The 14,343-nt window shown below is 71.5% G+C and carries 15 protein-coding genes; 7 read left to right on the top strand and 8 right to left on the bottom strand.

Translation table 11 applies throughout. The annotated features are described in order from the left end of the window. Nucleotides 1-2: 2 nt before the first annotated feature. Complete coding sequence (locus G401_RS48475; RefSeq protein ID WP_051367165.1) at nucleotides 3-668, bottom strand: pentapeptide repeat-containing protein; 666 nt, start codon at nucleotides 666-668, stop codon at nucleotides 3-5. 83 nt (nucleotides 669-751) lie between these two features. Here G401_RS48475 and G401_RS0126075 point away from each other — a divergent pair, with 83 nt between their 5' ends. Genes G401_RS0126075 through G401_RS0126065 form a run of 3 tightly spaced genes read left to right on the top strand, consistent with a single transcriptional unit; the run spans nucleotide 752 to nucleotide 2,624 of the window. After that, nucleotides 752-1,348, top strand: a complete 597-nt coding sequence (locus tag G401_RS0126075; protein ID WP_027344799.1) for a GNAT family N-acetyltransferase — start codon at nucleotides 752-754, stop codon at nucleotides 1,346-1,348. 12 nt (nucleotides 1,349-1,360) lie between these two features. Continuing rightward, nucleotides 1,361-2,197 carry an SAM-dependent methyltransferase gene (locus G401_RS0126070; RefSeq protein WP_211240841.1) on the top strand — a complete coding sequence of 279 codons (837 nt, stop codon included), beginning with the start codon at nucleotides 1,361-1,363 and terminating at the stop codon, nucleotides 2,195-2,197. Next, nucleotides 2,187-2,624, top strand: coding sequence for a GNAT family N-acetyltransferase (locus G401_RS0126065; RefSeq protein ID WP_027344797.1), 438 nt, complete (start codon nucleotides 2,187-2,189; stop codon nucleotides 2,622-2,624). Before G401_RS0126070 ends, G401_RS0126065 begins: the two co-directional genes overlap by 11 nt. Here the strand turns inward: G401_RS0126065 and G401_RS48470 are convergent. Both G401_RS48470 and G401_RS0126055 read right to left on the bottom strand, forming a co-directional pair. Beyond that, entirely contained in the window at nucleotides 2,621-3,628 is a 1,008-nt protein-coding gene (locus G401_RS48470; protein ID WP_051367164.1) for a ketopantoate reductase family protein, read from the bottom strand. The genes G401_RS0126065 and G401_RS48470 overlap by 4 nt on opposite strands. Nucleotides 3,629-3,704: 76 nt before the next feature. After that, nucleotides 3,705-3,905 carry a hypothetical protein gene (locus tag G401_RS0126055; protein WP_027344796.1) on the bottom strand — a complete coding sequence of 67 codons (201 nt, stop codon included), beginning with the start codon at nucleotides 3,903-3,905 and terminating at the stop codon, nucleotides 3,705-3,707. A gap of 334 nt (nucleotides 3,906-4,239) precedes the next feature. On the opposite strand from G401_RS0126055, the gene G401_RS48465 reads away from it, so the two are divergent. After that, complete coding sequence (locus tag G401_RS48465; protein ID WP_034593130.1) at nucleotides 4,240-4,875, top strand: phosphoribosyltransferase; 636 nt, start codon at nucleotides 4,240-4,242, stop codon at nucleotides 4,873-4,875. A gap of 7 nt (nucleotides 4,876-4,882) precedes the next feature. Continuing rightward, the gene (locus G401_RS0126045; protein WP_027344795.1) at nucleotides 4,883-5,314 is read left to right on the top strand and encodes an NUDIX hydrolase; all 432 of its coding nucleotides are present in this window, start codon (nucleotides 4,883-4,885) and stop codon (nucleotides 5,312-5,314) included. An 841-nt stretch (nucleotides 5,315-6,155) separates the two neighbouring features. On the opposite strand, the gene G401_RS0126040 is transcribed toward G401_RS0126045, so the two are convergent. Both G401_RS0126040 and G401_RS0126035 read right to left on the bottom strand, forming a co-directional pair. After that, entirely contained in the window at nucleotides 6,156-6,842 is a 687-nt protein-coding gene (locus tag G401_RS0126040; protein ID WP_027344794.1) for an acVLRF1 family peptidyl-tRNA hydrolase, read from the bottom strand. Continuing rightward, a complete protein-coding gene (locus tag G401_RS0126035; RefSeq protein ID WP_245601842.1) occupies nucleotides 6,839-7,897 on the bottom strand; it encodes an aminotransferase class V-fold PLP-dependent enzyme in 1,059 nt (352 codons plus the stop codon). The genes G401_RS0126040 and G401_RS0126035 overlap by 4 nt, the downstream gene beginning before the upstream one ends. 62 nt (nucleotides 7,898-7,959) lie before the next feature. Here G401_RS0126035 and G401_RS0126030 point away from each other — a divergent pair, with 62 nt between their 5' ends. After that, nucleotides 7,960-8,640, top strand: a complete 681-nt coding sequence (locus tag G401_RS0126030) for a DNA alkylation repair protein (protein ID WP_051367163.1) — start codon at nucleotides 7,960-7,962, stop codon at nucleotides 8,638-8,640. A gap of 24 nt (nucleotides 8,641-8,664) precedes the next feature. Continuing rightward, nucleotides 8,665-9,258, top strand: coding sequence for a DUF1349 domain-containing protein (locus G401_RS0126025; protein ID WP_034593129.1), 594 nt, complete (start codon nucleotides 8,665-8,667; stop codon nucleotides 9,256-9,258). A gap of 649 nt (nucleotides 9,259-9,907) precedes the next feature. On the opposite strand, the gene G401_RS0126020 is transcribed toward G401_RS0126025, so the two are convergent. The 3 genes from G401_RS0126020 to G401_RS0126010 all read right to left on the bottom strand — a co-directional run bounded on the left by G401_RS0126020 (nucleotide 9,908) and on the right by G401_RS0126010 (nucleotide 14,263). After that, on the bottom strand, nucleotides 9,908-11,578 hold the full coding sequence (locus G401_RS0126020; protein WP_051367162.1) for a cellulase family glycosylhydrolase: 1,671 nt from the start codon (nucleotides 11,576-11,578) through the stop codon (nucleotides 9,908-9,910). 211 nt (nucleotides 11,579-11,789) lie between these two features. Next, nucleotides 11,790-13,379, bottom strand: a complete 1,590-nt coding sequence (locus G401_RS0126015) for an ABC transporter permease (RefSeq protein ID WP_027344789.1) — start codon at nucleotides 13,377-13,379, stop codon at nucleotides 11,790-11,792. Further along, nucleotides 13,376-14,263, bottom strand: a complete 888-nt coding sequence (locus G401_RS0126010) for an ABC transporter ATP-binding protein (protein ID WP_027344788.1) — start codon at nucleotides 14,261-14,263, stop codon at nucleotides 13,376-13,378. The genes G401_RS0126015 and G401_RS0126010 overlap by 4 nt, the downstream gene beginning before the upstream one ends. Nucleotides 14,264-14,343 lie beyond the last annotated feature (80 nt).

Genomic DNA, 14,343 nt, shown 5'->3' with positions numbered 1-14,343 from the left:
GCTCAGTCGGCCCGGGTGGGCGCCTCGACGGTGATGCCGAGCGCGCCGGCCAGCAGCTCGGCGAGGACCGCGAGATCGTCGGCCGCGACGGTCGCACCGGCGAGCGCCGCGACGCCGCCGAGCCCGGCGAGATCACACCCGGCGATCCGGGCACCGTCCATCTTCGCGTTGCTGAACTGCGCCCCGCCGAGGTCGCAGTTCTCGAACACGGCGCCGCGCAGGTCCGCCCCGATGAAGTCGGCCCGGCGCAGGTCGCAGCCGGTGAACACGGCCTGGGTGAAGGTCGAGCCGCGCCAGGTCGACAGGTCCAGCCGGCAGTCGCGCACGACGACGTCCCGCAGGGCCCCGGCGATGTAGGTCAGGCCGGTCATCCGGCACTCGACCAGTTCGACCCGGCGCAGGCCGCAGCCCTCGGCGTAGAGGTTGGCGAGGTCGCCGTGCTGGACCAGGCAGTCGATCACCGTCGACTTCTCCAGGCGTACGCCGGACATGCGCGGCCGGGTCAGCCGGCACTGCTCGATCTCCATGCCGGCCGCCGCGCCGGCGAGCACGGGCCCGTCGAGGTCGAGCTGCCACCACTCCGCCTCGTCCTCGATCACCGGCTCGATCGCGGGCGGACCGGGCGGGAACGACTTCGGCAGTTGCGGCGCGGCGGGAGTCTTCGGCATGAGGACGACCCTAGAACCAGCCCCCGACAGAACAGCCGTAGGGACCATTGACTGCGAACGCGAAAACCACTCGAATACCCTGCATGATCGAGATCCGCCGGGCGACCCCCGCCGACGCTCCGGCCCTGGCGACGACCCTCGCCGAGGCCTTCGACGGCGATCCCGTGTGGTCCTGGATGATCCCCGCGGCGCACCGGCCGAAGCGACTGGAACGGATCTTCGGCGCCCTGCTCGCGTACGCCCTCCCGCGCGGGCACGTCTACACGACCGGGGATCTGCGATCGGTGGCCGTCTGGTCGCCGCCCCGCCAATGGGAGATGCCCCAGAAGGAACTCCTCAAGGCGGCGCCGTCGATTCTGCGCGGGGCCGGGCTGCGTACCGGGCGGTTGCTGGGCCGGCTGTCGGCCGTCGACCGCCACCACGCGCGGCAGCCCCCGGAACACTGGTATCTGGAGTTCATCGGCACGGCGCGCTCCGGACGCGGTCAAGGGCTAGGCTCGGCGGTGCTGAGCGACGCGCTGCGCCGGTTCGACGCCGACGGCCTGCCGGTCTATCTCGAATCGTCGAACCCCCGCAACCTGCCGTTCTACCGTCGGCACGGCTTCGAGGTCAGCGGAGACGTGCCGGTCGACTCCGGCCCGCCCCAGCCCGCACTGTGGCGCAGCCCCGGGCAGGTGTAGGAGGTGGGCATCGTGACCGAGGCCATGCCCGGCGTCTCGCAGACCGCGATCGGCGTCGCGATGGTCCGCGCGTACGAGAGTTCGCGGCCGGACCGGCTCTTCGACGATCCCTACGCCCGGGACTTCGTCCGCGCGGCCCCCCGCGAATTCGTCGAGCGCCGCCGGGCCGACGTCGACCACGCGCAGGGCGTACCCAGCCTGGCGGTGGTGGTCGGCTTCTCGGCGATCATCCGGACCCGCTACTTCGACGACTACCTGCTGGCCGCCGCCCGCGACACCGATCAGGTCGTGCTGCTGGCCGCCGGGCTGGACACCCGCGCCTACCGCCTCGACTGGCCGCCCGGCGTACGCCTCTTCGAGGTCGACCTGCCGCAGATCCTGGCGTTCAAGGCACGCGTACTCGGGGAGAAGGGCGCGACGCCGCGGTGCGAGCGCCGGGAGGTCGCCGCGGACCTGCGGTTCGACTGGGCCACCGCGCTCACGGCCGCGGGTTTCGATCCCGCGCGGCCGACGGCGTGGCTGGTGGAGGGCTTGTTGATCTACCTGACCCACGAGGAGGCCGCCGCCCTGCTGACCACGGTGGGCGGCCTGTCGGCGGACGGCAGCCGGCTCGCCTTCGAGCACAGCTCGTACAACGGCACCGCGCGGCGCGGCCTGGATCATTACGTGGCGCTGTGGAAGGGTGGACTCGGCCCGGAGGCGCCGCGGTGGCTGGCCGAGCACGGCTGGGACCCGCACCCCGACGAGCGGGTGGACGTCGCGCGCGGCTACGGCCGCCGGCCGCCGCCCGGCCTGCGCGGCACGTTCATCACCGCGAACAGGACGGAGAGGGCCCCGGATGCGGCCTGAGACCCCCGGTTACGAGATCGACGACGATCCGGAGCGGATCGACCTCGACGCCGCCTGGACGTTCCTGTCCACCGAGGCTTACTGGGGCAAGTGGCGCGGCCGTGAGGACTTCGCCGCGCAGGTCCGCGCCTCGTGGCGGGTGGTCGGCGCGTACGACGGGACCGGCGCCATGGTCGGGTTCGCGCGGGCCGTCTCCGACGGGCTCGCCCTGGCGTACCTGGCCGACGTCTACGTGGACCCGGCGCACCGCGGCCGGCGGCTCGGCGTCGCCCTGGTCCACGTCATGATCGAGGAGGGGCCGGGCGCCGAGTTCCGCTGGATGCTGCACACCTCCGACGCTCACGACCTCTACCGGAAGTTCGGCTTCGGCGAGCCCACCACCGTCCTGGAACGGCCCGCGGGCCCCAGCCGCCAGGCCGTGGGCTAGGGCTTGTCTCCCAGGCCTCGTGGTCCAGCCGCCAGGCCCCAGGGCGCCGCGCTCCCCAGCGTCGCCGTCCACTCCGCGACACTCAGGGAACGCGGTACGCGGCCCTCCGCCGCGAACCGGTTGGCCCAGCGCCGCGCGTTCTCGTTCAGCGGCGCCGCCAGCCCGCGCTCGCGCGCGAGCAGCACGATCTCGCCGTTGAGGTAGTCGGTCTCGATCGAGCCGGTCCCCCGGGTCAGGCTCTGCCACGACGATCCGCCGCCCCGCTCGGTCCGCACCTGCAGGATCTCCCCGCGCCGCACGGCGTCCTCCGCGTCCGACGCGTACCCGATCCCCGCCGCGTCCAGTACGCCGCGCGCCTCCGCCCGGGCCCGCGCGGTCAACTCCGCCACCTCGGGGGTACGCGTACACACGGCGTCGATCGCGTTGCCGAGGTTCGTCAGCAGCTTGGCGTACTTCCAGCGCATGATGGCGGGGTCCGGTTCGCTCACGAACCCGGCGTCGGCCAGTGCGCTCGCGATCGCCACCGCGGTCTCGTCGACGCCGCCGGGGAACTGTCCGATGTCGAGGATGCCGGGTGTCGGGGCGCAGTCGGCCCGCACGACCCCCGGTTCGAGATGCGTCGTCGGGCACATCACGCAGATCCCGTAGACGTGCTCGAAAAGGCGCAGCGCCGCCCGCTCGTTGGCGACGCCGTTCTGCAGGCACACGACAGGCGTACGCGGATCGGCGACGGGCGCCAGCGACCGCAGGGCCGCCCCGGTGTCGTTGCCCTTCATCGCGAGGAACACGACGTCGTCCGGGCGCATGCCGAGTTCCGCCGGCGTCTCGGCGGCCGCGACCCGGACCAGGTGCCGGTCGGTGGGCGTCTCGACGGTCAGCCCGGCCGACCGGATCGCGGCGAGATGCCGGCCCCGGGCGAGCAGCGCGACCTCGTGCCCGGCCACCGCCAGCAGACCGCCGACGACACCGCCGACCGCACCCGCCCCGAAGATCACAAAGCGCATGCGGCGAGCGTACGCGTCGCGCTCCGGGGACGGGTGTGGCGGATCGGCGGTCGTGGTGGATCGACGGTTGTACGGATCAGCCGGCGCGGCGGTTGGACCAGATGCGCGGGGCGTGGCCGCCGCCGCCCTTCGGCACGAAGTTCCCGGAGCCGTAGGGCTGCGGCTTGGCGCCCTTGCCCTTGGCCCGGCGCTCGGCCCGGGTGAGCTGGACCTCTTCGCCGGTCTCCGGGGTCTCCTCGGACTCGGCGGCGTCGTCGGCAAGCGGTTCGGTTGGCATGATGTCTCCTGACAAGGGTTTCGGGGCGCCTTCGCATCACGTGAGTCGCATCAACGCCCTAGGGGCGGACGGGGACTATGGCTGCCGACAACGGCACAGGCGGGACATCACGCTCAGATGAACATGGCCCGAGCCTAACAGCATCGCGGCTTGAGTACGCAACCGCCTTCCCGCCGCCTTCCCGCCCCCTTCCTGCCGGCCCGCCCGCCGGCCCGCCCCCAAGATCCCGCTTGGATCAGGGTTTCGCACGTAATCTTGGCCCAAGATTCGGGTGGTTTCCCTGATCCAAGCGGGATCTTGGGTGGGCGGCGGGCGTACGCGGGATGATGGCGGGATGAGGCCCTTCGCCGATCGCGCGGAGGCCGGCCGGCGGCTCGCCGACGAACTGCGGCACCTGGCCGGCGGCCGGCTCGTCGTGCTCGGACTGCCCCGGGGCGGCGTACCGGTCGCGGCCGAGGTCGCCCGGGTGCTGCGCGCCCCGCTCGACGTGATCGTCGTCCGCAAGCTCGGCCACCCCGACCAGCCGGAGTACGCCGTCGGCGCCCTCGGCGAACAGGGCGCCCGGATACTCATGCCGGCCGCCGCCCGGGTCGACCCGGGCCGGCTGGCCGACGTCGAGCGGGCCGAACGCGCCACCCTCCACAATCGAGTGATCGCGTTGCGGGGCGGCCGCCCGCCGGTGCCGCTCGACGGCCGGACGGCGATCATCGTGGACGACGGCATCGCCACCGGAGCCACCGCCGCGGCCGCCTGCCACGTGGCCCGCGTACGCGGTGCGGAGCGGATCGTGCTCGCCGCGCCGGTGGCGCCGCCACAGGCGTACCACGAGCTGGCGGAGGTGGCGGACGAGCTGGTGGCCGTCCTGGTCCCGCCGCACTTCACCGCGGTCGGCGCCTGGTACGCGGACTTCACCCCGACGACGGACGCGGAGGTGGCACGGGCCCTCGCCGAAGCCGGAACCGTGCCATGATCCTCGCGTGAGCACCTACGAAGTGGCCATTGTCCTGTTGGTGGACCGCGACGGCCGGCTCCTCATGCAGCAACGCGACCAGTACGCCGAGGTGGCCCCGCTCCAGTGGGCGATGCCCGGCGGGCGCATCGAGCCCGGCGAGACCCCGATCGAAGCGGCGCACCGCGAACTCCTGGAAGAGACCGGCCTGACCGTCGGCGAGCTCGAACCGTTCTGGAACGGGCCGCGCCCCTACGAAGAAGGCTTCCCGCACACGGTGACGATGCACGCGTTCTGCGGGGCGACCGACGCCCGGCAGGAGGACGTGGTCCTCGGCGAGGGGCTGGCGATGGTGTTCATCCCGGCCGAGGCGACGACCGACCGGGACCTCGGCGCATCGGCCCGCTTCCTCGTGCCGCTGTTCCTCGCCTCCGACGCCTACACCCGCCTCACCGCCTGACCACCCACCAAGATCGCGCTTGGATCAGGGAAATCACCCGAATCTTGGGCTCTCCGCCGGCCCGTGTGGGCCGCGACCACGTAGGCGCGGTCTTGGATCCGGTGGACGCGTTGGTCGCCGACGCGATTCGTCTTGATCAAATACCGCTATTACGGCACCACGACGCCGATCTCCTTGATCAAATACCGTCATTACGGCGGGAGAGCGCTTCCCTGCCGAATAGGCGGTACTTGATCAAGGCCATTCGCCATGGCCTGCCGTAATAGTGGCAAACGATCACCCCGTGACGGTCCGCGCGACAGGGGCCGCTCGATCACGACGAGAAAGCATGGTCAAGTTCCCAAATCCTGCAGAAAACCGGCCGATTCCGCAGCCCCAGGAAACTTGATCAAGCAATGGAGATCTTGCGAATCGAAAGAGGGAGTGGGCGGCGGCGAACGATGCCTCGCCCCACTCACCTGGCAGTGGAGGCCCCCAGGGCCGGAACGGTCTCCCGCGCGAGGAGCGGAGGTGAGATCGACGAACCCGGGACATGAATTTGATCTTAAATTTGATCTTGAATTTGATCTGCCCTCGAACGTCGTGAGCTGGGGAAGACGAAAACGGGCCCCGCCTCTGCCGCTCAGCAGAAGGTCGAGGCCCGTTCACGAGGGCGGTGCCGCCGGTCGCCTCTCGGCGCGTGGCACGATACGGCTCCAGCCGAACGGTATTCCGTAAAGGCGATAGTTGAGGCCCGGGGACACTGTCGCGGCACCGACCTGTCCAACCGTAGACCACGCGCAACGATTCCCCCAGTGGCCCAGCTCACCCTCACCCCCGCCGCGCGGCGGCGGGCGGCGGATCAGGACGGGTCGAGGACGTGGATGGTGACCGAGCGGGCGGTGACCGCCGCCTCTTCGAGGACCGCGTACCGGGGTTCGGGGACGTCCAGCAGGCGGGCCGAGCGCAGCGCCGCCAGCTCCGCCAGCCGGGGATCCTCCAGGATCGCGTCCACCGTCGTCCGGTCACCCCCGCAGACCAGGGCGGACAGCTGTCTGCGGTACGGCTCGACGACCCTCAGCACGATCTCGGCGGCGTCGCGTACGGCGGCGGTGGCCTGGTTGCCGCGACGGCGGGCGTACCGCTGCTGGGACCAGCCGCCGGCCGCGGTACGCGCCTGGACGTAGTAGCGCTCGACCTTGGAGGTCGCGACCGCGCCGTTCTTGATCACACCGATCGCGACGGCGTTCTTCCGGGCGAGCAGCAGTCCGAGCGTGCGGTCCTCCTCGGCGGCGGCGACCAGCCGGTCCAGGTCGAGCAGGCTGGGTTCGCCGGTGGGCGGTGGCACGACGGCCCCCGCGGGGGTGTGGAAGGTCGCCCGGGAACCGTCGTCGCCGACGAGCGTGATCCAGCCGCCCGGCGGTGTCGCATCGGGCCGTTCGACCGTGACCGAACCGTGCCGGGTGCGGAACCCCGAGATCCACTTGGACAGGCGCTCGGGTGGCACGTCGACCCAGCGGCCGCCCCCCGCGGCCGGGCGCGCCGTCACGAGGAGAGCGCCGCGACAGCCGCGTCGACGTCCGCGATCGTGGTGTAGACGTGGAAGGCCGCGCGTACGCGTCCGGCCCGCACGGCCGCCCGGATCCCGGCGGCGGCCAGCTTCTCCTCGGCCCCGGGCACGTCGACGGTGACGATCGCGCTGTTGCCCGGCGCCTGGCCGAGCGCGGTGAGGAAGCGGTTGGCCAGGCCCACGTCCCAGTCGTGGATGTTGGCCACGCCCATCCGCTCGATCAGCTCCAGGGCGGGCGCGGTGCCCACCCACGGGTGCCACGCCGGTGAGAGGTCGAACGCGCGCGCGTCCTTGGCCAGCCGCAGCGGCATCGAGTAGTAGGAGTCGTGGACGTCGAGCCCCGCGTACCACCCGGCGCTGAGGGGGCGCAGCCGGTCACGCAGCGCCGGTGCCAGGTACGCGAATCCGGTCCCGCGCGGCGACATCATCCACTTGTACGCGCCGACCACCACGACGTCGGCCAGCCGGCCGTCGAAGGGCAGCCAGCCGCACGCCTGGGTCGCGTCGACCACCACGAGGGCGCCCACCGACCGGGCCGCCGCCGCGATCGCCGGCAGGTCGGCGACGTAGCCGTTGGCGGACTGGACGAGCGCGAACGCCACCACGTCGATGCCCGGCCGGATGGCGTCGAGGTAGGCCTCGACGGGCGCGGTCTCGACCCGCACGCCGCGGTCCTGGTGCACCGCCCACGGGAAGACGTTCGAGGTGAACTCGATGTCCGGCACCAGCACCGTCGTCCCGTCGGGCAGCCCGGCCGCCACCGGCGCGAGCAGCTGCGACACCTGCGCGCCGACCGCCACGTCCGAGGCGTCGACGCCCACCAGCCGCGCGAAGGACTCCCGCGCGCGGGAGGTCGCCCCGTCCCAGACCTCCCAGCTGGTACGCCCGCGGCGCCAGTCCTCCAGCGCCGACTGCAGCGCTTCCCAGGCGGGTTCGGGCGGCAGGCCGTAACTGGCGGTGTTCAACCAACCGGGTTCGGCCCGCCACAGCGCCGGCGGATTCCACGGGGCCGGCGAATTCCACGAGGTGTCCACCCGCCGAGTATGTCAGGCTGGACGGACAGTTTCGCCAGATCCAATCCAGGGGTGGTGGCACGATGGCCGAGCTGGCCCCGACCGTGCTCGGCCGGTTGCGCTCGACCCTGCCCGAGCACGCCGATCCGGTACGCGCGGCCGCGATGTCGGCGTACATGCGGGACAAGTTCGCCTTCCTGGGCATCCCGAGCACGCCCCTGACCGCCTTGACCCGGCAGGCGCTCGCCGGACTGCCCCGGCCCACCTCCGCCGACGCGGCCGGGATCGCGCTCGGCTGCTGGGCGATGAACGAACGCGAGTACCAGTATGTGGCGTGCGCGTACCTGCGCCGGCACGTGCGGGTTCTCGATGCCGGCTTCATGGCCACCCTGCGGGAACTCGTCGTCACGAAGTCGTGGTGGGACACAGTGGACGCGCTCGCCGCCCACGTGGCCGGGCCGCTGCGGGAGGCGTACCCGGAAGTGGTTGTGATCTTGGACGAGTGGGCCGCGGGCGAGGAGCTGTGGCCGGCCCGCACGGCGATCCTGCACCAGCTCCGCTACCGTGCGCGCACCGACGCCGAGCGGTTGTTCCGCTACTGCGCGATGCGGGCGGACCACCCGGACTTCTTCATGCGCAAGGCCATCGGCTGGGCCCTGCGCGAATACGCGAAGACCGACCCGGCCGCGGTCGTCCGCTTCGTCGAGTCGCACGAGCTGTCGGGGCTGTCGCGGCGGGAGGCGCTGAAGAACCTACCGCGCTGACCCGCGGTGTGGCAGGCTTCCCGGATGGAGTTCACGCTGCCCGGTGTTCCCCTGGAGTTCACCTGGACCGTGCCGCCCGCGGAATGCGGACTGCGCAACGGATCGCTGCGCGCCGTGCCACCCGCCCGCACGGACATCTTCGTCCCGCCCGACGGCAGTCCGTCCACCATGAACGGTTCCCGCGCCCTCGCCCCCCTGCCCGACGGGGACTTCTCCCTGTCCGCCCGCGTACGCGTCACCTTCCGCGACACGTACGACGCCGGAACCCTGCTGCTGTGGGCCGACGAGAAGCATTGGGCGAAACTCTGCTTCGAACGCTCCCCGGCCGGCCAGCCGATGGTCGTCAGCGTGGTCTGCCGGGACCTCGCCGACGACGCCAACTCGTGGCCGGTGTCCTCGTTGGACGGTGTCTGGCTGCGCATCTCCCGGGTCGGCGGCGCCTTCGTCTTCCACGCCGGCGACGACGGCTCCCGCTGGGAGTTCGTACGCCAGTTCGCGCTGCCCGCGACGCACGTCGGCTTCGGCGTACAGGCGCCGAGCGGCAACGGGTGCGACGTGCTGTTCGACCACGTCGGCTTCAGCACGGCCAAGCTCACCGATCTCCGCGACGGAAGCTGAACCCGTCAGGGCCGCCGCCCCGTCACGAAGCCATGGATCGCAGGCCGGAGGGGCGCTGCACCGTTCCCCGACTATCCGATGTGGAGACGAAGGTCGGCCGGCCTTGGTGATCATTCGCAGCTGAGATGCCATTTCCGGCCCGCTTTCTCGATCCATTGCGGCTGGGACGCAGCCAGAGCCGGCATCCCGCACCTGAGGCGCTTTGGATCTTGGACGAGGAGCCGGGTTTACCGTTCAGCCGCAGTGGATTACGCTGACGCCGCCCGGCCATCGAGTGCTTCCCATGATGCGGGAACGATCTTCCAGCAGGCGAACCGGGATCACCGATTTCTTGATCAACCCCGCCGCCCACCGCCGACTGCCGCCCGCCGCCGCCAGGCCCCCATATCGGACAGTCGCGACAAAGGCCAACAGGCCGAGGTGAACGGCATCCCCGATCCTCAGGGACCTTCAGCGGCGCTCGGCGATCTTGCGCGAATGTCTCGAGTTTCGTCCGGAGTACCCGAAATGCCCGGACATTCGTGCAAGATCGCCGAGCAGCTCCGGGTACAAGTCGGATCGACGAACCCGGGACATGAATGAACTTGAGGACTTCCCAAGGAAAGGTCCCGCCCGGCGGAGAACCACCGAGCGGGACCCAGAAGAACGGTCAGCTACAAGCGACACCGTTCAGCTTGTACCCCGAGGGCGCCGGAGAAGACGCCCCGTTCGCCTGGAAGCTGAAGTTCGTCGACGCACCCGGCGCCAGGCTGGACGCCCACGACGGCGCGGTGGCCGTCAGCGTCTGCCCGCTGGCCGCGACCGTCGCGTTCCAGCCGTTGACCAGCGACACTCCGCTGGGCAGGGTCAGCGTGACCACCCACGGGTTGTACGTGGTCGTCCCGTTGTTCTTCACCGTGACCGTGGCCTGGAACCCTTGCGGCCACGAGTTGTCGATGTGGTAGGTCACCGCACACCCGCCGGTTCCGCCCGAGGAGGGCGAGACCGACGGCGAAACCGAAGCCGACGGCGAGGGCGAGACCGAGCGGGACGGCGACGCCGAGACCGAGGCGGCCGGCGACGAGGGCGGCGGCGAGGTCGTTCCCCCGCCCACCGGCGGGATCAGGTACGGCTGCAGGATGCTCTGCTTGTTCTGGTTGACGGTCACCCAGTCGTCCTGGACGATGCCGCCCGTGTCGCCCGAGTCCGGGTTCCACGACCAGTAGGTGAACGACATCCCGCTGGTGCCGGTGCCCATGTACGCCATGAGCTTGGTCATCCACTGGGTGTCGAGCGGGTTGGCCAGGGTGCTGCCGAACTCGCCGACGAGGATCGGGGCGGTGTTGTTCTTGTACAGGTAGCCCCAGAAGTGGTCCCACACGTCGGGCAGGTTGTTCGGGAAGTTGGCGTCCTTGAACCAGGGCTGCCGGTCGTAGACCGAGATGCCGTAGTCGTGCGCCGAGTAGACGAGCCGGTTGGCGGTGTTGAGGACCACCGGGTAGGTGCCCGCCAGGGCGAGGTTGCCGCCCCACCAGTCGCAGGTCATCGGGTCGTCCGGGATGGTGTCCCAGGTGTTGGGCGTACCGCCGGAGGGGCAGCTCACGCCCTCGACGATGATCAGCCAGTTCGGGTTGGTGCCGAGGATCGCGTTGCCGATCCGCTGGGCGGCCAGCCGCCAGTCGCGGGCCGTGTCGCCGCAGCCCCAGCAGGAACCGGTGCTGTTGGGCTCGGTGCCGTCGGCGTGCGGCTCGTTGAACAGGTCGCCGCCGATGACGGTCGGGTTGCCGGCGTAGTGGCCGGCCAGCATCTGCCAGTCCGCGATCATGCTCGCCTCGGACGCCGAGGCCGTGTACCAGAGGGCGGTCTGGCCGGCGGCCGTCGGGCGGTGGCGGTCGAGCAGGATGCGCATGCCCTTCTGGCCCGCGTAGTCCACGACCTTGTCGAGGATCTGCAGCGGGGAGAGGCCGACCAGGTCCGGGTTCGTGTTCGTGTTGACGCTCGTCGCCTGGGCGCCCGAGCGCAGCGAGTCGCCGGTGTAGGGCACGCGGATCGTGTTGTAGCCCAGCTGGGCCATGTGGTCGATCATGGACTTCCACGTCACGTTGGCCCAGAGGCCGTGGAACGTGTGGTTGTCGGTCTCCATGCCGAACCAGTTGATGCCGGTCAGGCGTACCGTCGCGCCGGTGCTGTCGACGATCTTGCTGCCGCTCGTGTGCAGGTAACCCGTACCCGTGCCGGCCGCCTGGGCCGGGGTCGCCGTGAGCACGGCGCCGGCCACGAGGGCCGCGCCGGCGAGGGCCAGCGACGTCGCCGCCGCACCCCAGCGTCTGATGGGGGACATAGGGAAACTCCCGTCCGTGGAGGTGGATGTCGCGGGCATGGGCGTGCCCGTGGCCGGAACGCCCCTGCGCCGCCCGGAACCGAAAGCCACTCGGCACCGAAAGCCGCTCGGAGCTGCAAGCCGCTCGGAGCTGCAAGCCGCTCGGAACCGAAAGCCGCTCGGAACTGAACGCGCGGGAGCGTTCCCACCACCGTCGAATCTAATCGAAGAATCAGCCGATGTCGCGCCTGCGGAAGCCCCAGACGCCGGCCCCGGTGAGCAGCGCGGCCAGGACGGCGAGCCAGATCAGCGGCGGCCAGCTCAGGGTGCCGCCGGGCAGGTGGGGCACGTGGCTGAACGGCGAGAGGTCCAGCGCCCACTGTGGAAGTTGCAGGACGGCGCCGAGCTGACCGAGCAGCAGGAAGGCCGCGAGCAGCACCCAGCCCGCCGCCACCAGCCGCGGCAGCAGGCCGAACAGGGCCACGACGATGCCCACCGTCAGCCACACCGCCGGCAGCACGGCGAGCGCCGCGCCGAGCACCCGGGGCAGCTGGCGGCCGACGCCGTCGCCGCCGGCGCCGTAGCTGATCCCGCCGCAGAGGCCCAGCACGACCAGGCTGAGCGCCGGGCCGCCGAGGGCGAACCCGATCCACCAGCCCCACCAGCGCGTACGGCCGACGGCGGCGGCCAGCACCGGCTCGACCCGGCCGGCCTGCTCCTCCGCCCGGGCCCGCAGCGCGGTCTGGATGCCCTGCGCGGCGGCGGCGATCGCCGCGATCGAGATCAGCGTGACCATGAACAGGTCGCCGAGCGCGCCCGCCCCGCCGAGGCGGCGGAAGATGTCGGCCAGCTGCGGGCTCTCCTTCACCGCGTCGCCCGCCGAGTTCGCCGCCGAGCCCAGCACCAGGCTCAGCACCGCGAACCCGACCGCCCAGCCGATCAGCGTCCCCCGCTGCAGCCGCCAGGTCAGGCCGAGCGGTCCGGTCAACAGCCGCGAGGCCCGCGCCGGTCCCGGCCGCGGCGCGACGAGCCCCGCGTCCAGATCGCGCTGGGAACTCAGCGAGTACGCCCAGAGCGCCACCCCGATCGCGACGGCCGCCCCGACCGCGGCGATCCACCAGCGTTCGCCGCCGTAGGGCCGAATGCGCTGGAGGAACCCGAGCGGGGAGATCCACGACAGCGGGCTGTCCTGCGAACCGCCGGCGTCACCGGCCGCCCGGAGCAGGAAGGAGCCGCCGAGGACCGCGCCGAGGATCCACCGGGCGGTACGCGCGCTCTGCGTCACCTGCGCCGCGACGCCGGCCACGGCCGCGAAGAACCAGAGGCAGACGATGTACTGGACGCCCATGGCCAACGCGCCGGCGCCGGGGGCGACCGAGGAGATCCCGCCCCAGAGCAGCAGTCCGATGATGACGGACGCCGCTCCGGTGAGGAGGAACGCGGCCGCGAGCGGGGCCTGCCGGCCGACGGCCGTGGCACCGAGCAGCTCGCGGCGGCCCTGCTCCTCCTCGGCGCGGGTGTGCCGGATGACCGTCAGCCCGGCCGCCAGTGCCCCGATGACCAGCAGGATCCCCGACCGCCACGCGGCCAGCGCGCCCAGGGTGTCGCCGTAGACCGGGCCGTAGAAGCCGACGATCGCCGGCGTCGCCTGCATCTGGTGGGCGAAGTCGGCCAGCTGCTTCGGGTCGGTGTAGAGGCTCTTGAAGCTGCTCGCCACGCTCATCGGGAACAGGGCCACGACGAGGGCCCAGAGCGGCAGGATGATCCGGTCGCGGCGCAACGCCAGCCGCGTGAGCGCGCCGGTGCCGGCGAGGCCGTTCACCGCTCGTCCCGGTAGTGCCGCATGAACAGCTCCTCCAGCGTCGGCGGCTGGCTGGTGAGGCCGCGTACGCCGACCGCCGTCAGCTTGCGCAGGGCGTCGTCGAGGTTCGCCGTGTCGACCTGGAACCGGACCTGCGATCCCTCGGCGGTGAAGTCGTGCACGCCGGCCAGCGACGACAGCCCGTCCGGCGATCCGGCGAGGTCCGCCCGGATGCTCGTACGCGTGAGGTGGCGCAGCTCGGCGAGCGTACCGGTCTCGACGATCCTGCCGGCCCGGATGATGCTCACGCGGTCGCACAGCGCCTCGGCCTCGGCCAGGATGTGGCTGGACAGCAGCACCGTACGCCCGTTCGCCCGCTCCTCGTTGATGCAGGCCTGGAAGACGGATTCCATGAGGGGGTCGAGGCCGGAGGTGGGCTCGTCGAGGACGAGCAGTTCGGCGTCGGAGGCCAGGGCCGCCACGAGGGCCACCTTCTGGCGGTTGCCCTTGGAGTAGGTGCGGCCCTTCTTGCGCGGGTCGAGTTCGAACCGCTGGATCAGCTCGTCCCGCCGGGCGGGATCGGTACCGCCGCGCAGCCGCCCGAGCAGGTCGATCACCTCGCCACCGGTCAGGGTCGGCCAGAGCGTCACGTCACCGGGCACGTACGCGAGCCGTTTGTGCAGCGTGACCGCATCTTTCCAGGGGTCGCCGCCGAACAGGGTGACGGTGCCGCCGTCGGACTTGAGCAGGCCCAGCAGGACCCGGATCGTGGTCGACTTCCCCGCCCCGTTGGGGCCGAGGAACCCGTGGACCTCCCCGCGGCGGACCGTCAGGTCCAGGCCGTCCAGCGCCCGGGTCGGGCCGAAATGCTTGGTCAGCCCGGTCGCCTCGATGATGTTTTCCATGTTTCGCACGCTACACTTGCTTCACAAAACTGTGAAGCTTCAGTCGTGTCAGAATTTCGTATGCGCGAAGAGGAGGCCAC

Origin of the sequence: Hamadaea tsunoensis DSM 44101 (genome assembly GCF_000428945.1) — a bacterium.
Taxonomy (GTDB): domain Bacteria; phylum Actinomycetota; class Actinomycetes; order Mycobacteriales; family Micromonosporaceae; genus Hamadaea; species Hamadaea tsunoensis.
The sequence above is the reverse complement of the archived record's forward strand: the minus strand, read 5'-3'. Positions and strand labels throughout refer to the sequence as shown.